The organism is Bacillus pseudomycoides DSM 12442, assembly GCF_000161455.1.
GTDB lineage: Bacteria > Bacillota > Bacilli > Bacillales > Bacillaceae_G > Bacillus_A > Bacillus_A pseudomycoides.
The window spans coordinates 5,525,114-5,548,153 of sequence record NZ_CM000745.1 but is presented as its reverse complement, the minus strand read 5'-3'; the positions used below and the strand labels follow the sequence as shown (position 1 = coordinate 5,548,153).

Genomic DNA, 23,040 nt, shown 5'->3' with positions numbered 1-23,040 from the left:
CTTTTAGATTCCCCCTTTTTATACCTTCTTCCCTAAATCCAAATTTTTCATATAGTACTTTTGCACCAGGGTTTATTTCCAAAACACCAAGTTCTACTCTCTCTAGCATTAACCAATTATCTGTAAGATCCAGCATTTTCGTCATCAAACCTTTCCCAATGCCTTTATTATGATATTCACTATCTACACCGATAAATAAATCTCCCGAATGTGACCTTCGTCCTTGCCCTTGCGTTAAACCAATAAACCCAACGACTTTTCCATCATACTCAGCAACAAATTCAAATTGATTCGGCGCTAGATTTCGAATCCTATTTTCCATCGCATCCACTCGCATACTAGGCAAGAAAACCATATATGGTAAAACATCATTTTGTATGCATATACGATGAATTGCTCTAGCATCTTGTATTTCTACTGCACGAATCGTAACCTCCATCACTTTACCTCCTTTTCAACTAATACATTAAAGGTTCTTTATTTCTATACAAGAATCCTACTTGCATTTATCTTTAAATCTCCTAATTCATCTGTTTGCATAACAATATTCTTAAAACTTTTGTATAGAAAATATAAAATTTCCTTTTTTTATTTCCTGAATTGTCATATAATAACGGAATGATTTTTATTTTTCTAAAAACTATAGTTTGGAGGTTTTCATATGACTACACTCGGTATTATCCGGCATGGCAGCACACATTGGAATAAAGAAGGTAGAGCACAAGGAAATTCAAATATTCCACTTGATCAAGCTGGATTATCTGAAGCTTATAAACTTGCAGAACGTTTAGCTACAGAGAAGTGGGATGTAATCTACTCTAGCGATTTATTAAGAGCGAAACAAACTGCTGAGGCAATAGAAAAAAACATTGAAAATATACAAATCCATTTAGAGCCTAGACTTCGCGAAGTAAGCGGTGGACAAATTGAAGGAACAACCGAAGACGAACGAATTTCGAAGTGGGGAGATAATTGGAGAGAGCTTGATTTAGGAATCGAAAGTGCTGATAGCGTTAAAGCAAGAGCTATACCTTTTATTGAAGAAATTACATATAAATATCCTAACAAAAACATCTTAATCGTTAGTCATGGCTCATTCATTAAGCAGCTTCTCAAAGAATTAGTACCTCATTTGAGCATGATAGAATCTCCTAAAAATACATCAATAACTAAAATTATAAAAATAGAGAACGGATGGGATCCAGAATTATATAATTGCACGGTACATTTAGATTAAATGTTTAAAATTCTAACAAAAAAGAAGCTCTTAGTAGCAAGTCTTCTTTTTTGTTTTATAGTTTCCTACAAATATGAGATATTCGCTATTATATAGTGCTTAAATCTTTTCCCATAATAACATAAGGAACATCATCTTTCTGTATTAGTACGATATTCACCACAAATCCCCTCCTAATAAAAAAATCATAGCAGTTACTGTGTTTATAAAAAAATTAAAGAATATTGAAATAAAATATTCTATCTATAATTTCTTTCTTATTATTAATACAAAAACGTTCACGTGTAGCTTTAAAGTAAAGTTTGATTAAATTAACGGTTTTAACCTTGATATAAAAGCAAATATGAAGAGCATGTTTTGAAATACTATGTAATATTTATCGAATTTACCCAATTCTAAGATAACCACCCTTAGTTTAACAGTAGCTTTTTTCAGCAAACGGATGCATTAGTGAATAGAATATATGGAGCAAATACTCTCTATAATTGATATACATAGTATTTAAATATTTTCTTTCTATTGGAGGGATTTCCTAATGGTTGATAATATTCAACAACTTATTCAAGAGCATAGACAATTTTCCCATAATGATTATACAAAAAGTCTTCAATTCCGCCTTAAACAGTTAGAAAAATTAAAAATTTCTATTCAACAATATGAAAATCAAGTGCTGAGCGCATTATATCAAGATTTACACAAAAGCGAGTTTGAAGCTTATGCTGCAGAAATTGGTTTCACATTAAACAGTATCAACTTTATAATGAAATACCTAAAACAGTGGATGAAACCACAAAAAGTAAAAACACCTATTCACTTTTTACCTTCCAAAAGCTACATAATAAAAGAGCCATATGGTACAGTGCTAATTATTGGACCTTTTAATTATCCATTCCAATCATTAATTGAACCTCTTATTGGGGCAATTGCGGCAGGAAACTGTGTAGTTCTCAAACCTTCAGAAAATGCACCAAATGTTTCAACTGTAATTAACAAAATAATAAGTGAAACGTTTGATAAGCAATATATTCGTGTAATTGAAGGAGACAGAGAAACAACTTCTTTATTAATTCATGCACCATTTGACTATATCTTTTTTACTGGTAGCGTTCAAGTTGGAAAAATTGTCATGGAAGCCGCGGCAAAAAATCTTGTACCAGTAACATTAGAACTTGGTGGAAAAGGACCAGCTATTGTCGATGAAACAGCTAACCTCGATATAGCAGCCAAACGTATTATCTGGGGAAAATTCATAAACGCTGGGCAATCCTGTATTGCACCCGATTATGTTATTGCACACAAATCTGTTAAGGTAAAACTAATTTCGAAGATGAAAGAAATAATCACCCGCTTTTATGGATCGGATGTATCAAAAAGCAATGATTATGGTCGAATTGTCAATGAGAGACAATTTGATAGACTTATTTCTATATTAGAAAAAGACCAAAATCATATAATATTTGGTGGAAATTCATCTAGAAGTCATTTATATATTGAACCAACACTTCTTGAAGTAAAATCATGGGATGATGCAGCTATGAAAGAAGAAATTTTCGGACCAATTTTACCAATTATGGAGTACAACGATTTAGATGGGGTCATTCACATGGTTAACAACCATCCTAAACCGTTAGCCTTGTATGTGTTTACTGAAAATAAAAATGTTGAAAAACAGGTATTAGGACGAATTTCTTTTGGAGGAGGATGCGTCAATGATACAATGTCACATATGGCTAATCTCCACTTACCCTTTGGTGGAGTAGGAAATGCAGGGTTCGGTTCCTATCATGGCAAACATAGTTTTGATACTTTTACACATCGTAAAAGCATTTTAAAGAAAAGCTCAAGGATAGATTTAGGGTTTGTATTTCCACCGTATAGGAACAAAATTAAAATTTTGCGAAAGATTTTTAAGTAATAAGAAAGAAACTGTTTGCTGAACATAGGGTATGGCAATCAAAAGTAAAATAGGGGGTTAACTATTACCATTATTATTTATAAAATCTGCCCCCGCATTCTCAATACTAAAAAGGCATCCACTGGGAATCAGCAGATGCCTTTTTGCGTTTTAGTTTATTCAATTAACATTAACGTTAACATTAAACCCAAAAATACAATATTTCATAACCCTTTATATCACGAGTTACGATTAAATTTACATACTTTATATTCTCCATTATTGGATGAAAACTTTAAAATATTTCTGTCTTCTGGAATCCCCTCAAAATAAGCACCGATACAGCCAGTTGTACACCTGTGTCCAGATAACAAAATATTTAACTCTCTTTTTCTATATTTCACTTCAAGATCATGCATAAAGTTAAAAATTCTTTGCACATAGCTGTTACTATCCTCAACTCCATTATAAGCTCTAGAATCAGGAGCACCTCCAGCCATTTTTACTTCGTCTTTTCTTAATCCGTCTGCCTCTCCTAAATCAAAAACATCAAGTCTTTTATCGGTTATTGCTTTTATACCCGTTACGATTTCTGCTTTTTCAACTGCTCTTTCTTGCGGAGAAGAAAATACATAATCAAATTTTATATGTTTAAGCTTATCTCTTAAACATTCTGCTTGTTCTATACCATACTCATTTAATGGTAATCCTAATCTCCCTTGCAGTCTTCCTTCTTTGTTCAAATCTGTTTGCCCATGTCTAATTACATAAATCATGGCTATCCCCTCCCTGTTATTTTTATCCCCTTTAATTCAATAATTGCTTTTGATTACTATTCTAAATTCCTATGATACAGAATCAAATATATCTATCACTTTTTATTGATTTAATATTTATAATTTTAACATTTTCATTCACTAAATTAAGAGTTCTATTCTCATTTTCAATATGTAAAAAAGATATAACAAGTAATAATATCCTTATTGAATTCACACACCTAAAAAATCGATTCCCTGAACTTGAAAGGAATCGATTTTTCCTTTGACTTATTCAACTAAAACATCTATTTGTTTAATAAGAATGAGACCAGCACTTTCTTATTTCTTCCACTACAACCTCTGGTTTATCCCAATGTAGCATATGAGTAGTATTAGGAATTAATTTTACTGTTCCTCCTGTTTTCTGTTTAAATATGTTTGCTGTCTTACTTCTATATGCATCCCAGCTATTGGGTAATGTAGCCCTTAATAATAGGATGTTGGACGGCAAATTTTCATAAATATCTATTGTTTCATGTTTATGCATAGCTTTAATGATATGACCGACTGTTACACCTCTTGCATGCCAATACACTTTATTGTCATTTTCTAAACCCAGGCCTTTTACGGCCAGTTCTAACAAGGCAGACCATCTTGTATATGCTGCTTTTTCACTTTTGAAGAAAGATTTCCAATCATTAAATACATATTCTTCAAAATCTTTTTCATAGTAAGCTATTTCTTCTTCTACAGTTTCTTCTTTAAGTCTTTTTGTTTGATATCCTCCATCTATGAGAATACTACCTTTTACTCTTTCGGGGTATTCCATCAAATAAAACAAAGACACCAAACTTCCCCAAGAATGTGATAAGAAATAAAATTGTTCAATTTCAAGATGATTCAATAGGTCGTTTAACCATGTTGCCAAACGAGGCATTTCATATTCTTCAGCACTTTCAAACGGAGAAGTTTTACCGTGTCCAGGCACATCAATTGAAATCAATCTATACTCCGCTTTGAGCTGCTCAGCAATTTCTATAAAACTAAGACTCGTGCTTCCTAATCCATGTAAACAAAAAATTACGGGATTATTTTTACTCTCCCATTCTGTAATATGTACATCTATGTTCCCATTATTGATAAAATAGCGTTTCAAAATATTCCCCCAAAAAATTTCAATACAACTACTACTCATTTCGAATACATTTTTCATCTATGCGTCTTGACTATCATATACTTTTTTAGTAACAGGTTATTATTTTATCCCATATTAACAGGCAGTAGGACTCTCACCTCAAGATTGATAAAGAAACGAGGAAGAATTGGAGAATTGTACATTTTAATATAAAGATGTAGTATCTTTGATTTCTATGTCAAGTTTTCCATTTGCATCAACAAATTTTATCGTTATTACAGCATTTCCAGAATAACCTCTTTCAAAATATCCAATAACATATTCTGTATATAAATTCCCTTTGGTATCTTTACATTGAAGCTTCATTGCACTCTCACCAAAATTCTCAGTTGGATTTACGTTAGATTTATACTCTAGGTATCTTAATATCCGATTGAATATGCCCTTGACAACATTCTAATGGATTTTCATCTGAATCAAATACTCATAGTTTACGTATAGGACTCGTAAGTGCAATTATGACTTCAATGAACTTTGTAGCTGATGCTAGTATAAATATTGCAACTGGGTTAAAGTCAGAAATCACTCCACCCGCTAATGCTCCTAACGGCATAGCCAGACGGGTAAGCACTCTTGAGAATCCTAAAACTCTTCCTTGCATATCGGTAGGTACAGTTTCCTGTCGGACCGATGCTACAATGGTATTCCAAGCTATATTACAAATCATAGCAATACCAAATGCAATACCTGGTGCAAGCCAATATTTACTCCATATGGCATAGGTCAATCCAATCGCACCTATACCTAAAAGAACAGGAATAAGAATTCCACGTCTGAAACGTTGTTCGAGCGGAACAACAATGATACTTCCTAAAAGGCCACCTACTCCGATCAACGTATAATTAAGACCACTTTGTTCAGCAGATAAGTGTAATGTTGAAAGCAAGTAATACATAAGTGCTCCCAGTATGGCACTAGCGCCAAAGTTACCTACCATTGCTTGAAAAGATAAAGCAAGGTTAAGACGATCATTTAATAGCCATTTAAATCCCTCTTTCATATCGTTCCCTAGGTTCCCCAATAGATTTCCCGCTTTATCCATGGGTTTTCTTTTTTCGATTTTTGGTAATAGCAAGACTACAATTAAAGTAGCTACAAAAGAGAGGACATTTATCCAGAGAGCGTTAAGTCCTCCTATTACAGCAATTATAATGCCCGCTAATGCGGGTCCTGTTAAACTAGCAATTTGATTAACCATTTGGTATGCCGAATTGGCTCTTGTTAACGACTGACCTGCGATATGTGGAATTACTGTAACAGTAGCTACATCAAACAACATGGATAGTATTGCTAAAATAAAAGAAACAACGTATAGATGCCAGATTTGGAGAAGACCTAGCATATGAAGAATGGGAATGAATGCTACCAAAGCAATACATCCTAGATCAGCGGTCCACATTAATTTTCGTCGGTCACAACGATCTACCACTACTCCTACTATTGGACCAAATAAAACAATGGGTAGCACACCAATAGCAAAAAGAGAACTCATTATTACTGCTGAACCAGTCAACTCATAGGCAATCCAAGGAAGGGCAAACGTATAAAGGGAATCACCAACCCTGGAAATCAGTAAGCCAAAAACAAAAATCACGTATATACTAGGCAACTGTGTAATTGTTGAAAGCACATTTCCACTTGTTTCTTTGGATTGCAGCGGTGAATTAAGATTTGTCTCCTTTTTAATTGTCAAAACTATATCCCCCTTTAACAGGTGAATTTTGGTATGTATTTATGGGTAGTAAGCATCCTACTGATTATTAGCCTGACCAATCGGGCTTTTACAGGCAGTTGATCCCCCACCCAACTTCTTTGCTTTTGTTGAATTTTGAGGTAGGGGTCTGCCCACAAATAGCGGGATAAATGTTCTTCAAAAAGCTGATTAAGTGCTTGATAATTATAAAATTCTACAAAATATCCAAAAATCCTTACATTACTTAATACTTGCTCCTATCATTATAAGAATTACTTTTTTAAATAATGAACGTTTTATGTTTTATATAAGAGAAGTGTATACATCATGGATTGAATGAAAAGACAACATTAATGTGATTGAAGAACTGTCTTCAACTTCTTATAGAAAAAAGCAATCAACATATTATGTAAGTTTAATATATTTGCCCTTTTTAGTTTATTTTAATTCTGATCTCGATACATAATCCCTCGTCTGTAATATTAAAAGTAGATTCTTTTTAAACTTCTTCAAATCAAAAGTATTTTTGCTTTTTAACAAGCAAATAATAATTTATTTTTCACCTTATTCCCCCTTTTTTTCATATAAACCATGTATTCGAATAAATATCTCACAAGTTTGAAAGTCTATCATTTTGAAATTTTTTATACAAATTCTACTTACAGATATCAATCATTACATTTCATTAGAAAACTCTACAAGTTCAAGTTGATTCAATAGCTATCAATATATTCTGATTGGATTGTATATGAACAGACTCGCTTTTCTCTAAAACAAATACAATCTCCCGTTGTTTCAGACTAACGATTTTTTCACCATATTATTCGGATACTTCGAATCTCAATAATCTAGAATTACTTCCAAATAATTTGGACTAATCTCCCCTTTCACACAGTAAGCTGAAAATGAAGGCCATAAAAATGGAGTGTGATTCTATGGAACGATTATGGATTCCGATGATCGTTACGTTTTTTTCGTTTGGTGGATTACTATTAGGTGGCGCTGTCGGACTTGCCACACGTCAACTGATAGAAGAGAAAATGCATCGTTTATATGCGCTATGCGGCGGTATCTTACTCGGTCTATTATCACTAGAAATCATTCCAGAAACTTTTTCAAGCTATGAAATCATGGGTCCTATGCTCGGAATTGCCATTGGTTTATTAATTATGAGTTTACTAGATAATTATTGCCATCACCCTATCATACATAAAAAAGACCAGCAAGCATGGCAAACTTTTTTATTTCTCTCCTTCGCTATTTTTATTCACAATATGCCGAGCGGCTTTGCATTAGGCGCTGCTTTTACAAACCATAATGAAACTGCCATTCCCTTCTTATTTGCGATTGTTATACACCATATTCCAGAAGGATTAGCTTTAATCATTCCATTTTTATTTACACAGCATAAATATCTCTCATTTCTATTAACAATTCTGTTATTATCAATTATCCTCGGCACTGGCACAATCTTTGGGATGATGATGAACGGGAAAGCGATTCATTTACAAGGGATGATAATGGGAAGTGCAATCGGTTCTTTAGGATATGTCACAATACATGAAATGCTTTGGAAAGCGAAGAAACACCTCGCTTTACTTCCCTTCTTATCCTGGTCTATGAGCGGTTTTTTACTCATAACAGCCTTTACATTCTTCGCAGGACACCATTAGAACTGCACTTTTATTTATTATTTGTATATTTTACCTTTTTTTTCGAAACATAGTAGTATCACAGTATGTAAGGAGGATCTTTCATGTTTCGAAAAACAGCAGGTGAAGCGCTTGTTGATTTGCTTATCGAATGGGGCGTTGATCACATTTACGGTATGCCCGGTGATTCGATCAATTCTATTATTGAGCCACTTCGAAAAAAACAAGACCAAATTAAATTCATTCAAGTTCGCCATGAAGAAGCCGGTGCATTAGCGGCTGCATCTTATGCAAAATTAACAGGAAAATTAGGCGTTTGTATGGCTATCGCTGGGCCTGGTGCGATCCACTTACTAAATGGATTATATGATGCAAAACTAGATCAAGCACCCGTTCTCGCAATTACAGGTCAAGTTGAATCAGATTTACTCGGAACAGGATTTTTCCAAGAGGTAAACTTAGAAAGAATGTTTGATGATGTCGCTGTTTATAATCAACGAATTATGTCAGCAGAACAACTCCCTGCGGTTGTAAACCAAGCGATTCGTATGGCATATACAAAGAAAGGTGTATCTGTTCTTACCATACCAGATGATGTTCCGAAGTTTGAAGTAGAAGCTGGCGCACGTATAACAAGTTCTTCTTTTACATTACCCGAACTCTTTCCGCAAGAAGAGGATCTAAAGTTAGCAAAGCTAGCATTAAATAACGCAAAAAAACCTGTTATTTTAGCTGGAAAAGGAGCAAAACATGCGAAGGAATCTTTACTTGCATTCGCAGAACATATTGGCGCACCAATTGTTTTAACACTTCCAGCTAAAGGAATTATTCCTGATGAACATCCCCTTTGTATAGGCGGATTAGGGTTAATTGGAACAAAACCATCTTACGAAGCAATGAAGCATGCAGATACATTAATCATGATTGGTACTTCTTACCCTTTCACTGGTTTTTTACCCGAAAAAGCAAAAACGCTTCATATTGATACGGATCCTGCACAAATTGGGAAGCGTTATGCGACAGATATCGGATTAGCTGGTGATGCAGATAAAACATTGAAATGGTTTTTAGAAAATGTGGAGAAGCATGAGGATCATTCATTCCTAGAATATCATCAAGAACTGATGAAGAAATGGGAAGAAAAATTGCATAATCAAGAAGAGGACTCTTCTACTCCAATTAAACCACAAAGAGTTATGCATGCCTTGCAACATGTCGCTCATGATGATGCCATTTTATCAGTAGATGTTGGGAATGTAACAGTATGGGCTGCTCGTCATTTTCGGATGACGAATCAACAATTTATCATCTCTAGTTGGCTCGCTACACTCGGATGTGGTCTACCTGGAGCAATTGCTGGTCAAATCGCTTATCCAGATAAACAAGTCTTTGCAATTTGTGGTGATGGTGGATTTGGAATGACAATGAATGATTTTGTCACTGCAGTAAAATATAAATTACCAATTGTGATTGTTGTACTCAACAACCATAAGATTGCAATGATTAAATTCGAACAAGAAGTAATGGGAAATATTGAGTTTGGTACAGATTTAACAAACCCTAATTTTGCAAAATATGCTGAAGCATGCGGTGGAGTTGGCTACCGTGTAGAACACTTAGATGAACTTCTCCCTGCTTTTGAAAATGCAGTAAAACAAGATAAGCCATGTATTATTGATGTAGTAGTAGATGTAAATGAAGCACCAATGCCTGCAAAAATTACATTTGGGCAAGCTGCCGGATATACGAAACATATGCTAAAAGAGTTATTTGAAGAAGGAAAAATTGATTTACCACCTTTGTAAAATCGAAAAAAGATAGATGAAAACAGATTGTTCTCATCTATCTTTTTTATTTAGATACTTCTTGATGGAAGGAAAAATCTTCTCTTTCACTTTTCGCCTGTTTCTCAACTTTCTCTTCTTTCTCTCCTACTTTCCTTCTCCTCAGATTTCCTATTCCAATCGCCCTTTGTAGACTATTACTTATAAGATCCCCTTCCAAAATTGTCAGGATATGAAAAAAATCAGTACCAGAACGATCCAAGTATGTGTGGTCAAATGACGGAAATTTTGTCCAATCGGTCCTGTCCACTCCTTCGTCACACTATCTGTATCACCGCTATATGATATAGTTCCTCCAAAAAACCAATGGAGTAAACCAATATGTAAAAGTAGCAATAACATGCTAACAAATTGCTGCGCAACCAGTAAGAAAAAAGATGGCAAAAGATGTGGCCAAACATGTCGACATAATTGATGCCATTTACTTCCTCCAAGAACCATTGCTGCCATCATAAACTCTTCTCTTTTTACAGGACCTCTTGTGCCGTATACAGCATGACAGTCGGTACAGCCAAGCATGTGAGAATACTAATTTGAAACAGAACTCGCATTGTAAACGGAGCAGGGACTGTTCCACTTTGAAAGACTAAAACTTCCTTTAACATAAAATAAGAAATCATGATCATCGGAACAATACTAAATGGATCAAAAGATGAAGAAATAACCGGAAAAGAACGTTTACTATATATACCAAGAAGGAAACCTATTTTGAGTTTCCCCTCATCAAACCTTACATCCCATATTAAGGGATATAACTTACCAACATGTTATATCGTGAATTTCAAATACTGTTCTCTGGACATAGTTTTATTTAGCGAAAGCTGTCTGTGCTGTTGAATAAGGATTAGATAATGATCAAACTTTTTTTCAAAATGGATTCTTTTTATTATCGTACAATACGGGTTTGTGAGGTGTTTTTAATCAAACTTTTTTTCAAACCTACAATAGTTCCCACAATATGTTGTTTCTGCATAACTTCGCTCCAAGAAAAATTCTTACCTTTCACAATACAGAAAATTCGAAAATCGTTTGAGTAAACCTGTATATCGAATTAATAGTATCTTTTTTATAAAGAGTTTAATAATATATTATGGTTTATATAAAATCCTTGGAAGTTTCGTTATATCCTCTCCATTTATATGCCACTTATCGTCACCTTTATTATACATATCAACCCTTACCGATTCTTCCGTAGAAGATATATCTGCTTCAAGTAATATTGAAGATGAATAATCATGTAGTTGCTTTATTAATTTTGGGTTAGATATTGATGGGTTTTCACTTAATATTCTTTTTTGCTCATCTTCAACTTTTGTTCTCAAACTTGATATCAATATTGGCTTTGATTTTATTTCCACTCCTGCAGTTTTACCTTCTCCGTCTATATATACAACATTCGTTTCAAATTTCACTTTTTGCCGTATTGCTTCTTTAAAATTTTTGAAATAGTTATCTACTGATTCTTCTGTAATACTAGATACGCCTTCATAATTATATAGGATTGCTTTTCTAACCTTTTCCGCCATCGCTTCATTAAATTGTTTTCCATCTTCACCTGTTAATTTACTCATTTTGTCTATGTCTTTATCATAGAAGCCCGCATTCATGTAAGCTGTTAGAGCTTCAGCTGGTCTATTTGCATTATCACTCTTTTTAGATACACTTCCTTGCTTTACTTTCGATGAATCTACATATGTATTACAAGCACTTAGCCCACCTATCGTAAGTGATACTATCAAACTCATACCTACTAACTTTTTGGAATATAGCATATTCTATCCCTATCCTTTTCTGTATAAATTATGAATTACAGTAATATCATACCATTATATTTCGGTGCTCTATAGCATATTTTATTTATATACAATTATTAAAATGTAAAAACCACTAAACATCACACCCTATTTTATTTCAAGGTGCGCCGTTATCTATAGCACTGGGATAAAGTTTAATTAAAATGACCCTACTAAATCCCTATGCAATACACAAAAAGAAACCATCTTGATTAATCTATTTTCAAAATGATTTCTTTTTGATTCTCACTAAATAAGGATTTGCAAAACATTTTTGATCAAACTTTATTTAAACCAACACTAACTTCTCCAAATAACTAACTGTAGAGAAAGAAAATTTTCATTTTGGGGGTACTTCAAAATCTTAGCTTGATAGTGATGGGGTCCCGCCAATCAAATGATATAAAACCCACGCTAAGACATTTTTTTAATTAACTGTACTATGATTATACGAGGATAGTTAGTTCAATATAAGAGCTAATATCCTCTTTTTAATACATATTAGAATTATAAACTATATTTAAAAATTCTAGTTTAATATGTTTACTATATGATCTTATGTTTTAAGGTGGAGGATGTTATGAAAGTACAGGAAGTGTTACTTGATGGTAGTAAGAAAAGGTATTACTTTTTGATGAAGGAGGAATGCCTTTAGTTCCGGTGATGAAGTATTTGAAGTATTTAGATGCAGCAGAAAAAAGCAGCAATACACTAAAAACATACTGTTATGCCCTAAAGCAGTTTTTTGATTATTTTTGGGAAGTAACAAAAGATTATAAAGGTTTGTTGAACAAGTTATACATGGATGACTGAAGAGAAACAACAGCGTTTATTAGAATGGTGGGAAGCGACTGAGCAAGGGACAGTAGTGGTGAAGCGCTTAGTTTCGTATATTACGGAACTCAGGTTGCACCCTGAATCAAGCCGTGCTGACGGGATGATTTTGTTTTATCGGGCCGCATCGGAGATTTCCTATGGTTATGCAGGGATGAGGGGCTGTATTCGTCATGCTTTCACGCCTGAATATTCCGAGTTTCTCCGCAATAACATTGTCAGGTGCCATAGCTTTACGCGGAAATTTTCTGTTGATACAAAGATTCTTCTGGAACGAGTCGCTAAAGAAATCACTGGGGCAAACGCGATGCATTTTTCGGTAAGAAAAACTTTCAAACGAGTCTTATGCAATCTATTACCATACTTACTACTCAATAGGAAAAAATGCCTGTCACTCCCTGAGAAATGTCGAAGCTGCAAAATTCATTCGACATTTCCAGGATGATGACAATGGATTATTTTTTATAATTCTATTTTCTGGTCACCACGTTTTTCTAGATTTTTAGCAGTTTTACTTTGGGCAACATCCTTTTGGTCTTTAAAGGTGCCCATGAGAAAATCATAGGCTGGGTTCGTAACACCATACCAGTAATTTTCATTTTTGAAGTGATGCCATAAATGAACCTTTTTCATCCAGCGCCCCCATGGTGATATTGGTTGAAGGGGGCGATGCGCGATATAATGCTTCCACTCATAAAATAATAAAAAGAGCATAATACCTGCAATAAATGCGTTTGTCATGAAAAAGCTGGATGAAAGAAAATAAAAAATTGCTCCTGCAATTGCAATGTTGGGTACACTATACCATAAGGGTAAAAATAATAAATGTAATTCATTCGGATTTGTATGGTGGTCATAATGTAGGCGCTTAAGCATTTTTAATAAAAATGCATTCTTTGGTGGCTTTAGATGAAAAATAAACCTGTGAGTAGCGTACTCAGCTACGGAATACATAATCATTCCCAAAATAAAAGCACCCCAAATTCCGATAGAGATTAAATGTAGAATCATAAATCCAAAGCTAATGAGGAAAAAACAGCTCATGATCAATATATCAGGGTAGGAAAAATATTCTTTAAAATATTTTAGTTTCATTTATTACGCCTCCAGCTTTCTTTATTTTTTTCTATCTTTCCAGAGAGCCAAGCTTTTCTCCATTGTTGTCTTACACAATCTTTCCGCTTCAATTGCATCTCCCTTTAATGCAGCTTTTAATAAGTCGTGGTAATAGTTGAAGGACAACCCACGATGATCTTTTACAGAAAAATATCTTTTCCCCATATCTACATAAATGGAATCGAAGCTATTTAAAATGAGTAGAAAGATCGGATTGGCCGCAAGCCCAGCACACCTTTTTTGCAAATCCCAATCAAATGCTGCATAGCTTTCTGCACTATCTTCAAGCTGCTCAAGATTGGCAAGGAGAGCAACCACTTTAGGTTGATTAAACGTAACAGCATCACGAATATAAGTCGGAGTCAACGAACTTCTAAATTCTAATAAGTACATAATAAATTCATCTGTAATGGTATGATGATTCTCAACAATATTAATAAGTGTCGTTAGATTCCCATTGCTCCAATAATCATTAATACGCGCTGGCATTCCTTTTCTCCCTGTTATCCATCCACTCCTTCCTAAACGTTGAAGCGCCTCCCGAATAGTTGGGCGACCAACACCAAATTCTTTCGCAAGCTCTCTTTCCGGCGGTAAAGTACTTCCTACAGAATAAACACCAGCCAATATGGATCTAATTAATTCATTCTCAATTTTATCTGAGGAGCGTTCCTTTTCTTTCAAACCATCGTCCCCTTTATTTTATGGTAATACATGTTAAAGACATTGGTAATACCAAAAATTATATAATGAATTTGAATTTTCTGTCAATAAAAAAGGAGCGAATTTTTATAAATAGAATTATCGAACAAGCCCGTAAACTACTTAGTAGGATGGAAAATGATTGCTTAAATGCGTTGTTAGGATATTTATAAAAGAGAAAAAAACTCATTTAGATATACAACGGAGAACCGTATCATAAAGTAAATGAGGTTTTTATTCAACCTTATGAAAATTATTAGTTTTAGCAACTACATAATTTATAAGAATGAATGTTAGAATATCTGTTCAAAATAGATGATCAACCTTTTATATTTTAAAGTATGTGAAGAATTGTACTTAAAGTAACGGGTGCTATAGTGAAAGAAGAATTAATTGAATTTAAAGATTGAGACCATGTTTTATTTATTCCATTAAAGGGCGCGATTGTGGAACAAGAATTACAAGGGTGATACATATTATACATGACTAATATGTATAATATGTATCACCCTTTATTTTTTATGACTTTTTACGTTTTAGGTATTGATAATTTCAAAACGGTTGAACTTTATTTCAAATCAACAAATACACGATATTTTCAATAAAATTTAAAGATCTAGGACTATCCTTAAAATTAATTTTAAATTCGAAATGCAGATACGCATAATCAAGCTGCTTCTATGACTGAAAATTCCCTCTCTAACTTTTTTAACTTTTCATGTTAAACCCATGCCTTTTTTTATAAATTTAACTACCATTAAAATTTGTAAGATAGGTAAAATTAAAGCTAGATATATAATTAATTCCAACTTATCTATTAGCATGAATATAACATTAGGAATTATTAAAATGAGGCTGACAAGTGTCATTATCCAAGATTCTCGTTTTATAGCGACAATAAAAGTTATTAAAGAAATTAATAGTAACACCCAGAAAATAAAACCTACATACCAAAACATAAATATTTCATATTGATATCCCATTCTATTCTCCTGTCTATTTATTTTGAAAGCAAAAGGAGTCTTAGACTGCGTAAAGCATAATATAGAAAGAGTAAATTCGTAGAGTAAGTGGGTATAATTCTGTCATAAAAAATGACAGAATTATACCCACTTAAATAAAAAAACACGTTATTTTAAGCGTATTTAATCTGGGTATTATACGCTTTTGAAGCATTAAGAAACTTCTTCTTTCATTTTATATAATCTATCTCTTTTCTCATCATTTTTTATAAAAGTAAGCTTTCCTTCAATAACAAAACCTTCAAGAATTAAGCATACTTGTCCGTAAGCTTTAGGCTTATCGGTTGTGAATCTTTCATTAGGTATTTTTCCTGATAGTATTAATTTTTCACATAGCTGCATTGCACTTATTTCTTCAGAATTGAGTAATTCCAAGATATCTTTCTGCAGTGAAGATAAAGGTACTTCTATCTCGGTCGCCTCCACTACATTCTCATCAAATAAATCTTCAAATGAAATTTGATTCATCTCATCTATTCCTTTCTAACAATGACTTTGCAAAGTATAAATTGTTCGCTTATTCTATTAATACTTGCAAAGCTTAATTTCCATACTATTAAGCTTCTAGTAGCATGTTTTGATTATACCAAATATACGTTCTGGTATCTATTGAAGAGTTCATTATAAAAGGATGGACAGCGCTGGCAGAAGTTTTCCATTACCATATTTCTTTATTATTGTAGAAAGACAAGGATATGGATACTTTTTTAGAAAGAGATTTCTTACGTTATATATAATTTGAACTCATTAAAATAACATAAAAAATAGGATACATGAACAATTTCTAGATCAGAAATGTTTATGTATCCTATTTCAATTACTCTATTTCACACCTGCTACACATTGTGAGATGTAGTATAGTATAGATACTATACAGGTACTGTAGCACTCATATCATTAAAGAGTTTGTAAATTGGTAACTCCTTATAACGCTCCTGATCCGCCGTTTCAAATTGTTCGAATAATAATTTCGCTTCACGTGCACTTCCCAACAATACGTTGGCACAAAACTGCATTTCTAGATTTTCTGTATTTCTTTGTTTAAATTTAAATAGTTTCCTCATTTCTGCTTCTGTAATAACCCTTTCTCTTCGTAATTTGATTTGAAGTTGATTAATGAAAACAATAGCATCTGTTAAGTGCTCCCCTGAATATTTGCTATACAAATGTTCTGCTAAATGGAGCCATTCCGCATCTTCTGTAAGATCGAATACAGTCATGCACATCAAACAAAAATGATTTGTACAGTTTGCTAGTTCTGGGGTTTCATATGGATTAATGCGGTTAAACGACTCTTTAATTACTTTTTTCTTTACATTCACCCCATATGCCATTCCTGACGAATTTAATAATACATAGGGAGTATAGCATAATTGAACATCTTCATTGATAATATGAGTTCGCCCGTTTAACAACTCTTCTGAAAAAGCATTTATTAATTTTGGCGTTGATGATGGATTGTAGAATAAAATTATTTTGTTTGAGCCAATATTAAATACTACAAACTTAGCTTCATGCAGTTCATCTATTTTATAATTACTCATATCATCCTCAAGTATCATCTTATTAAACGCCTCGATTTGATCAACAAATCTACCAATATCTGTATCTTCATCTCCAAATACAGTTTCTTCATTTATCTCTAATTGTTGAAAGACTTCCTTCAAAGTTAGGAACGTAGTATGCAGTTTCACAATGGCTCCATAAATTTCTTCACGTTTACTCATAGCCCCAATATCAAACGTTAACTTTAACTCTTCGAATGAGATGATTTTTCCAGAAAAAATATGTAAAAGCAACGGTAATACTTTAAGCTGACTAGCCAAAGAGTGCAGCTTTATAATTTTGAAATTGAACTTTGTACTTCCTTTTTCATATGAAAATTCCAAAGAATTTTCAATTAACAGGACGACTTTCTTTTCCTCTTCCGCTATATTTACTTGTAATTCATATAAACATCCATCTATCGTCACCGTTTCCTGTATTTCAAGTAAAACCGCCTCTATTCGACCTTGATTAAGTGGAACGGATAATTCACCATGAACACCATACATAGTAAAATCATGCTCGAATATATTTCTTGTAGATGTTTTTGTAGGGTTATAAGTTAAGCTCGTTAATTCAAATGTATGATAATCCTCACGACTAAAGGGACTTTTTTCAATAAGAATGATTGGTTGTTTCTTTGATTCAGCCAAGAACTTGGTACATACACTAGTTAAATCCGTTTCACTAAGAGCTCTCAGTTCAATGCGTCTTTGTTTTTGTTCTTTTTCTTCCCCATATTTTTTAAGAACTTCGTTGATTTCAGTAGGTAGTAGTTGTTTGTAGAAAATCTCTGAGTCTCCATTTCTTTTTATTTCGACCACAAAAAACACTACACCCTGACTATTATAGTAATTTCGGTAATGATCCAAACCAATTGAAAACGTTCGAATTCCCCTCGTAAATTCTTTTACTTCCGTTCCTTTTACTTGCACTGGCACTTTGCCAAGCAATGAACCTACAGATTCTGAATCATCTTTAAAAACCTCAATATCACAATCAAATGATATTCCTTTATCTCCTACTGGAATATTCGATCTGAGAAAGGCATCTGGTTTATTCGCAAACGCAGTAATTGCTTCGACAGCTATCCTTTCTAATTTTGCACTAGACAACTTTGCCATTTCCATACCTCTGTTATTTGTTTATTTATATAATTATATCAAGTGTAATCTCCATAATCTAATTCAGCATACATAAAATTCCGAATAATTGCCCACAAAAAGTATAACTGATAAGGACATGCAAGATATTATTTATAAGTTGATGGACCAGTTTATTATAACTAATAATTTAGTCACTCAAGACGCTCTCGAATTTTATGATTTAGTATCATTTGAATTATTTCAAGACACCATCGTTGTATTTACACCTAAATTAGACCCTATTCATCTGCCACAAGGCGCTACTGTAATTGACTTTGCTTTTGCACTAAATCATGAGACGGCTAAGCATATGTCAGGTGCTAAAATTAATGGGGTAACAAAATCAATAACAACAAATGTTTCACATCTAGATATTGTAGAACTTTTGGTTACTGATAATAAAAGTAATGTGAGGAATGATTGGTTAAATTTCGCTAATAGCTCTAAAGCTCAACTTGAAATTTATAAAGAGTTAAAAAGATAAACTTCTGATAGCGGAATATATGTTAGCAAAAGGTGTTTTCACATATGGAAAACACCTTTATTATTCTACAACTATTTTTTAACAGTCTACCATTTTTTCCTATAGTCTAAAATAAATTTTTAAGGATATATATTAGTGAATAACTCACCCGTTTGTCTAGATAGCTGATTATTTTATTTAATCTATAATCGCTTGTTTAGTTAATTATTCTTATTTTCTTAGGTCCTCGATGCTACGCATCTGCGGATACGCCTCCCGCTATGGGCTTCTTCCTCTTCCAAAACCAATCAACCCTTTATACATAATTTTTCTGTTTTATACTCTTTCGCGTATAGTATGTAGTCTTTTATTTTCAACTAATTTATTATTAAAAGATTATAGAAACATCGTAACTTTATTTTAAATCCAGGTCTTTAAGTATGTTTAGAGAAAATACAAAAACACGATCGATGGTTCGCTGTAAAATGTTGATTGATACACATGTTAAAACGTTGATATAATAAGGTTTATCACCTGTATGTAGATAGGGGCTTTATCTGAACTATACGGAGGACTTAACTACTTTAAGTTGATGGTGAGAGGACAACTCCAGGGTAAGGTTGATGCAAGTAAACAGCCTTAATTTTCATTTATAACAACACATTACTCCTAAAAGGAGGGTTTTCATGTTACAGGCAGAGATTAATGCAAAGTTCTCTAGTACCAGTGAGGATTTACTTACCTCCTCGGTAATCGGCTCTTTACAGTTTCTATCCTCCCCTGCTTTTCTTGTAGCTGTTTTACAAAAAGCTATGAACACAGAGGGACAGCATCCTCAGCTTAATGAGGAGTTTCAGGATGCTCGATTCTATTTCTGGCCGCGGCTTCCGCTAAGTGAACCAGATGTCATTGTGTTATTAAAGACAGCTGCCGAAACCCTGTATGTCGTCTGTATAGAAGCTAAGTATTTCTCTAAGAAATCCAGCGAAGAAGATAAGACTGTAGCCATTGAGGAAAGAACTGTACAACAACGTGACCAATTGGCTAGAGAATATGAAGACATACATACACAAGAGTTTTACAGGACGTTTTCTATTAACCCTTCTGAAATAGCTGGAACCATCTTACTCTACCTAACTAATGATACAGCCCTGCCAGTTGAAGAGTTAAACCAAAGTTCCTCCAGCATTCAAATATCTAATGCTGGCCAAAAACATCATTTATACTGGTTGCCGTGGAAAGAATTTTATAGCGCAATCCATCAGAATTCTTCCACTATGATCAACAAAGATAGAAGGATACTGGACATTTTAAGACAATATCTAGAAAAGAAGGAGCTTGTTTGTTTTACACAGCCTACTCCTCTTCAATCGGTAACATTTAGCACCTGGGCATATGTTACCCACTCTAACAACGCCCTTGATTGGAGTTCCTTACAAACACATGAACCACTAGACTGGAAATATGGAGGAGATGCACATGAATGCAAATGAGATTTTAAAGATGTCTATTCAGAATGTAAGAGAGATGTATTCTAATAGTATATTAATACTACGGGATGTTGACACACAACTATCAGAGCTTAATTTGATGCCTTTGTTTGGAAACACTCTTGGCTCCGAAACCAGCAAAAGTATAACCCAAACGACGGAACAGTTTAACACGTTCTTTCCCCAGTTCATGTGCAGAGTGTATGTTAGGGTTGCAGAGCAACACCTTAAAGTTGTGTTTGTAAACGTACAGTTTTACCATACTAATTATCCGACTTTAGGACCTACTGTAAACGTAGGTGTATTCACTCTACCCGAACCTTACACATCTATAGAGTTAAAGAAAAAGCTTTACTATTGGTGGTTAAAGTACGCAATTTTTGAGACTAACACATCTGAACAAATAGATGTGACTGGAAACCACATAGAAACACAGCCATGGATAGAGAATGGAGATACTACAGTATGTCACTTCTGGTCCTATGAATTGGTGCACTTTCAACATCATGGTGACATTCAAAGCAAGGTTGTACAGAGTATCCTGCAATACTTTTCAACACCTAGGGACAATTAGGTTGGTTCGTATAATCATTTTGTCGGCCATGCCCCATCGCCACCAAGGTAAGATAAAATCATATTTCAAAAACGAAAAAAGTTTACCTTTAAAATTAAGTTTAATCAAAAACGTTCGTTCTTTTACAAATCAAATTACTTTGTCCCTGGTTACAGCAACGCTGGTACTGGGCCAAATAGTAAGTGTATCTATATATAATTCTACAAGAAACCCCTTCACCTTTAAACTGAAGGGGTTTCACTGGTATAATAAAGGTTATGTAAACTAGATTTCTGGGAAATATGCCGTCATATCAACGTTTGTTCCACTTTCGAGAAAGTTACCCTTCCGTACCCTTTATACATTGCTGATTTTACACTATTTTCAGCACCCAAACACCGTTATTTCCTACATAAACCTCACCTTGTTAACTATCTCTATTTTCGTTTGTTTTGTTATGCCTTAAATCGAATTGCAACTAGATTCTTCATATTTAATGAGTATTAATTCAGAAAACCCATAAACAAAAAAAGAGTGCTGTGAAGAAGCGCACTCATTCAAAGGACTTTACCAATCACGACGATTATCACGATCACAGTCATGATGATGGTTACGTCTGCGACGACATTCATCACAATCGCAATCACGGTCACGTCTACAACGACAGTCATCAAAATCTCTATGTCTGCGTCTGCAAAACATTAAATCATCCCAAAATCTATTACAATCACGGAAATGTCTGAAATTACCATTGCATCCCATAAATATGATTACCTTCTCTTAATAATAGAATTCATCATATTCTATTATTAAAAGTTAAAAACGGCTTGTTTACTAGTCTATATTCTGCATTTTAGAGTAATAATATTCGTATTTAATCTTCAAATTGTAAATCTAGTTCACCCTTAACAACAAATAAGACGCTGTACCGATCACGGCAGCGCCTAAGATAGTTATTGTTATATACATCTCATTACCTCTTTTAAATCCCCCCACATTCTAGCAGGATTTATATCACCAAAAGTCGAAGTATGTATTTTTGAAGGAGGTGAAATACATGTCTAAAGTAAAAACTCTAGAAATCCAATTTACTAATTGCAAAACTTGGTTTCCATCTCCTATCTTCTTCGGTGACATGAATTCACTTGATACTAGTATGCTAGCAGGTAATACAGTAAATTGTCCTTCATGCGGAAAATTTGTAGGTTGTAACAAAGAAAACATGCGCGTCAGATCAGAAGATGGTTGATTTAGCGGAAATGAAACAAAATAAACAAAAGTGGTGTAACTCATCTACAGTTGCACCTCTTTTATATACTTCTAAATGTATTGTGTTTAATAAGCATTCTGTTATCGGGTTTATTATTTATTTCCATTTCTCCGCTAACGTCCATATTCAACATAACAGAATCTTTACCTGCCAATACTTTAATCAACCAATGTTTCAGTTTCCACAATATTATCCATCCATTCAAATGTCCATTTGTCCAAAATAAAAAGAGCACCCGTTTCCGCGAGCGCCCTTTAAAGGATTATGAGAATCCCCATTAACGAAAGTTAATGTTACTAAAGTTAATGAGGTACAAGCAGTATATGCTTGTACTATTCGAATAGTGCATAAAAAGAGAGCATCCACATCAGTAGATGCCCAAATGTGTAGGAGTTTTCAATGAGTATTGAATAGGACCTGAGAGAGGTTGTCCCACACTATAATATATGCTTGTCCATCTCAAAAGGTGCAAATAAAAGAGCTCTATCCCTATTTATAGAGCTCTTTATGCGAGTAATGGTGTATTTATGTTGACCTAATATTGTATGCCAAGAACTTCCTTATGTGCAAACGAAAGAGAGCACTACCCCAGTAAGTGCTCTCTCGTGAAATATATGGAGTAACATGTTGAGGTCCGTTCTTTATCATTTTATGATTATCAATTCGTGTTATACCTAAATCATTCTTCAATTACGTTTATTGTGTAATTTCTATATAACAAAGAAAAAAGCAACCGTTTATGGATGCTTTTAAATCTTTTCTATAACATAAACCATTGTCTTTCTTGATGGTGCATGATAAGAGTAACCTTCATTTCTATGAACGTATATTTCG

The 23,040-nt window shown here is 33.8% G+C and carries 20 protein-coding genes and 2 pseudogenes; 9 read left to right on the top strand and 13 right to left on the bottom strand.

The annotated features are described in order from the left end of the window. Nucleotides 1-439, bottom strand: a 439-nt coding sequence (locus BPMYX0001_RS28025; RefSeq protein WP_033799516.1) for a GNAT family N-acetyltransferase, incomplete at its 3' end; no start/stop codon positions are given. Nucleotides 440-661: 222 nt separating this feature from the next. Here BPMYX0001_RS28025 and BPMYX0001_RS28020 point away from each other — a divergent pair. Both BPMYX0001_RS28020 and BPMYX0001_RS28015 read left to right on the top strand, forming a co-directional pair. Continuing rightward, on the top strand, nucleotides 662-1,237 hold the full coding sequence (locus BPMYX0001_RS28020) for a histidine phosphatase family protein (protein WP_006097532.1): 576 nt from the start codon (nucleotides 662-664) through the stop codon (nucleotides 1,235-1,237). Nucleotides 1,238-1,772: 535 nt separating this feature from the next. After that, nucleotides 1,773-3,152: an aldehyde dehydrogenase gene (locus BPMYX0001_RS28015; protein ID WP_006097531.1), complete on the top strand. Its 1,380-nt coding sequence runs from the start codon at nucleotides 1,773-1,775 to the stop codon at nucleotides 3,150-3,152. 218 nt (nucleotides 3,153-3,370) lie between these two features. On the opposite strand, the gene BPMYX0001_RS28010 is transcribed toward BPMYX0001_RS28015, so the two are convergent. The 4 genes from BPMYX0001_RS28010 to BPMYX0001_RS28000 all read right to left on the bottom strand — a co-directional run bounded on the left by BPMYX0001_RS28010 (nucleotide 3,371) and on the right by BPMYX0001_RS28000 (nucleotide 6,741). Continuing rightward, on the bottom strand, nucleotides 3,371-3,907 hold the full coding sequence (locus BPMYX0001_RS28010; protein ID WP_006097530.1) for a histidine phosphatase family protein: 537 nt from the start codon (nucleotides 3,905-3,907) through the stop codon (nucleotides 3,371-3,373). 295 nt (nucleotides 3,908-4,202) lie between these two features. Next, on the bottom strand, nucleotides 4,203-5,045 hold the full coding sequence (locus BPMYX0001_RS28005) for an alpha/beta fold hydrolase (protein WP_018767014.1): 843 nt from the start codon (nucleotides 5,043-5,045) through the stop codon (nucleotides 4,203-4,205). A gap of 183 nt (nucleotides 5,046-5,228) precedes the next feature. Next, nucleotides 5,229-5,390 carry a hypothetical protein gene (locus tag BPMYX0001_RS33495; RefSeq protein ID WP_003204467.1) on the bottom strand — a complete coding sequence of 54 codons (162 nt, stop codon included), beginning with the start codon at nucleotides 5,388-5,390 and terminating at the stop codon, nucleotides 5,229-5,231. 118 nt (nucleotides 5,391-5,508) lie between these two features. Continuing rightward, the gene (locus BPMYX0001_RS28000; protein ID WP_050774453.1) at nucleotides 5,509-6,741 is read right to left on the bottom strand and encodes an MFS transporter; all 1,233 of its coding nucleotides are present in this window, start codon (nucleotides 6,739-6,741) and stop codon (nucleotides 5,509-5,511) included. A gap of 971 nt (nucleotides 6,742-7,712) precedes the next feature. Here BPMYX0001_RS28000 and BPMYX0001_RS27995 point away from each other — a divergent pair. Then, on the top strand, nucleotides 7,713-8,450 hold the full coding sequence (locus BPMYX0001_RS27995) for a ZIP family metal transporter (RefSeq protein WP_018767013.1): 738 nt from the start codon (nucleotides 7,713-7,715) through the stop codon (nucleotides 8,448-8,450). Between the two features lie 83 nt (nucleotides 8,451-8,533). After that, nucleotides 8,534-10,234: a pyruvate oxidase gene (locus BPMYX0001_RS27990; RefSeq protein WP_006097527.1), complete on the top strand. Its 1,701-nt coding sequence runs from the start codon at nucleotides 8,534-8,536 to the stop codon at nucleotides 10,232-10,234. 46 nt (nucleotides 10,235-10,280) lie between these two features. Here the strand turns inward: BPMYX0001_RS27990 and BPMYX0001_RS31815 are convergent. Next, nucleotides 10,281-10,980, bottom strand: a pseudogene (locus BPMYX0001_RS31815) (ABC transporter permease subunit); the annotation flags it as partial. Nucleotides 10,981-11,361: 381 nt separating this feature from the next. Next, complete coding sequence (locus tag BPMYX0001_RS27980; RefSeq protein WP_006097524.1) at nucleotides 11,362-12,045, bottom strand: DUF5105 domain-containing protein; 684 nt, start codon at nucleotides 12,043-12,045, stop codon at nucleotides 11,362-11,364. 666 nt (nucleotides 12,046-12,711) lie between these two features. Here BPMYX0001_RS27980 and BPMYX0001_RS27975 point away from each other — a divergent pair. Next, on the top strand, nucleotides 12,712-12,879 hold the full coding sequence (locus BPMYX0001_RS27975; RefSeq protein ID WP_033799514.1) for a transposase: 168 nt from the start codon (nucleotides 12,712-12,714) through the stop codon (nucleotides 12,877-12,879). Nucleotides 12,880-13,362: 483 nt separating this feature from the next. Here BPMYX0001_RS27975 and BPMYX0001_RS27970 read toward each other — a convergent pair whose 3' ends face one another. From BPMYX0001_RS27970 to BPMYX0001_RS27950, 5 genes are all read right to left on the bottom strand, one after another. Continuing rightward, on the bottom strand, nucleotides 13,363-13,995 hold the full coding sequence (locus BPMYX0001_RS27970) for a sterol desaturase family protein (RefSeq protein ID WP_003204448.1): 633 nt from the start codon (nucleotides 13,993-13,995) through the stop codon (nucleotides 13,363-13,365). Between the two features lie 21 nt (nucleotides 13,996-14,016). Continuing rightward, nucleotides 14,017-14,700, bottom strand: coding sequence for a GntR family transcriptional regulator (locus BPMYX0001_RS27965; RefSeq protein ID WP_006097522.1), 684 nt, complete (start codon nucleotides 14,698-14,700; stop codon nucleotides 14,017-14,019). A 734-nt stretch (nucleotides 14,701-15,434) separates the two neighbouring features. Further along, nucleotides 15,435-15,701 carry a hypothetical protein gene (locus BPMYX0001_RS27960; RefSeq protein WP_018780437.1) on the bottom strand — a complete coding sequence of 89 codons (267 nt, stop codon included), beginning with the start codon at nucleotides 15,699-15,701 and terminating at the stop codon, nucleotides 15,435-15,437. A 192-nt stretch (nucleotides 15,702-15,893) separates the two neighbouring features. Next, a complete protein-coding gene (locus tag BPMYX0001_RS27955) occupies nucleotides 15,894-16,208 on the bottom strand; it encodes a DUF3895 domain-containing protein (protein ID WP_006097521.1) in 315 nt (104 codons plus the stop codon). A gap of 401 nt (nucleotides 16,209-16,609) precedes the next feature. Continuing rightward, complete coding sequence (locus tag BPMYX0001_RS27950) at nucleotides 16,610-18,409, bottom strand: DUF4365 domain-containing protein (RefSeq protein ID WP_033799513.1); 1,800 nt, start codon at nucleotides 18,407-18,409, stop codon at nucleotides 16,610-16,612. 94 nt (nucleotides 18,410-18,503) lie between these two features. On the opposite strand from BPMYX0001_RS27950, the pseudogene BPMYX0001_RS27945 reads away from it, so the two are divergent. The 3 genes and pseudogenes from BPMYX0001_RS27945 to BPMYX0001_RS27935 all read left to right on the top strand — a co-directional run. Further along, nucleotides 18,504-18,914: pseudogene (locus BPMYX0001_RS27945) on the top strand (TGS domain-containing protein); the annotation flags it as partial. A gap of 665 nt (nucleotides 18,915-19,579) precedes the next feature. Beyond that, nucleotides 19,580-20,386 (top strand): hypothetical protein, encoded by an 807-nt coding sequence (locus BPMYX0001_RS27940; protein WP_006097518.1) that lies wholly within the window; start codon nucleotides 19,580-19,582, stop codon nucleotides 20,384-20,386. Next, complete coding sequence (locus BPMYX0001_RS27935; protein WP_033799512.1) at nucleotides 20,373-20,957, top strand: hypothetical protein; 585 nt, start codon at nucleotides 20,373-20,375, stop codon at nucleotides 20,955-20,957. Before BPMYX0001_RS27940 ends, BPMYX0001_RS27935 begins: the two co-directional genes overlap by 14 nt. Nucleotides 20,958-21,503: 546 nt before the next feature. Here BPMYX0001_RS27935 and BPMYX0001_RS31805 read toward each other — a convergent pair. After that, entirely contained in the window at nucleotides 21,504-21,698 is a 195-nt protein-coding gene (locus BPMYX0001_RS31805; RefSeq protein ID WP_078212172.1) for a hypothetical protein, read from the bottom strand. A gap of 295 nt (nucleotides 21,699-21,993) precedes the next feature. Here BPMYX0001_RS31805 and BPMYX0001_RS27930 point away from each other — a divergent pair, with 295 nt between their 5' ends. Further along, a complete protein-coding gene (locus BPMYX0001_RS27930; protein ID WP_033799511.1) occupies nucleotides 21,994-22,185 on the top strand; it encodes a hypothetical protein in 192 nt (63 codons plus the stop codon). The last annotated feature ends 855 nt before the right edge of the window (nucleotides 22,186-23,040 follow it).

Coding starts and splice junctions, on each gene's coding strand:
- BPMYX0001_RS28020 (WP_006097532.1), top strand. CDS start 662: ATGACTACACTCGGTATTATCCGGCATGGCAGCACACATTGGAATAAA.
- BPMYX0001_RS28015 (WP_006097531.1), top strand. CDS start 1,773: ATGGTTGATAATATTCAACAACTTATTCAAGAGCATAGACAATTTTCC.
- BPMYX0001_RS28010 (WP_006097530.1), bottom strand. CDS start 3,907: ATGATTTATGTAATTAGACATGGGCAAACAGATTTGAACAAAGAAGGA.
- BPMYX0001_RS33495 (WP_003204467.1), bottom strand. CDS start 5,390: ATGAAGCTTCAATGTAAAGATACCAAAGGGAATTTATATACAGAATAT.
- BPMYX0001_RS27995 (WP_018767013.1), top strand. CDS start 7,713: ATGGAACGATTATGGATTCCGATGATCGTTACGTTTTTTTCGTTTGGT.
- BPMYX0001_RS27990 (WP_006097527.1), top strand. CDS start 8,534: ATGTTTCGAAAAACAGCAGGTGAAGCGCTTGTTGATTTGCTTATCGAA.
- BPMYX0001_RS27980 (WP_006097524.1), bottom strand. CDS start 12,045: ATGCTATATTCCAAAAAGTTAGTAGGTATGAGTTTGATAGTATCACTT.
- BPMYX0001_RS27975 (WP_033799514.1), top strand. CDS start 12,712: ATGCCTTTAGTTCCGGTGATGAAGTATTTGAAGTATTTAGATGCAGCA.
- BPMYX0001_RS27970 (WP_003204448.1), bottom strand. CDS start 13,995: ATGAAACTAAAATATTTTAAAGAATATTTTTCCTACCCTGATATATTG.
- BPMYX0001_RS27960 (WP_018780437.1), bottom strand. CDS start 15,701: ATGGGATATCAATATGAAATATTTATGTTTTGGTATGTAGGTTTTATT.
- BPMYX0001_RS27955 (WP_006097521.1), bottom strand. CDS start 16,208: ATGAATCAAATTTCATTTGAAGATTTATTTGATGAGAATGTAGTGGAG.
- BPMYX0001_RS27950 (WP_033799513.1), bottom strand. CDS start 18,409: ATGGCAAAGTTGTCTAGTGCAAAATTAGAAAGGATAGCTGTCGAAGCA.
- BPMYX0001_RS27940 (WP_006097518.1), top strand. CDS start 19,580: ATGTTACAGGCAGAGATTAATGCAAAGTTCTCTAGTACCAGTGAGGAT.
- BPMYX0001_RS27935 (WP_033799512.1), top strand. CDS start 20,373: ATGAATGCAAATGAGATTTTAAAGATGTCTATTCAGAATGTAAGAGAG.
- BPMYX0001_RS31805 (WP_078212172.1), bottom strand. CDS start 21,698: ATGGGATGCAATGGTAATTTCAGACATTTCCGTGATTGTAATAGATTT.
- BPMYX0001_RS27930 (WP_033799511.1), top strand. CDS start 21,994: ATGTCTAAAGTAAAAACTCTAGAAATCCAATTTACTAATTGCAAAACT.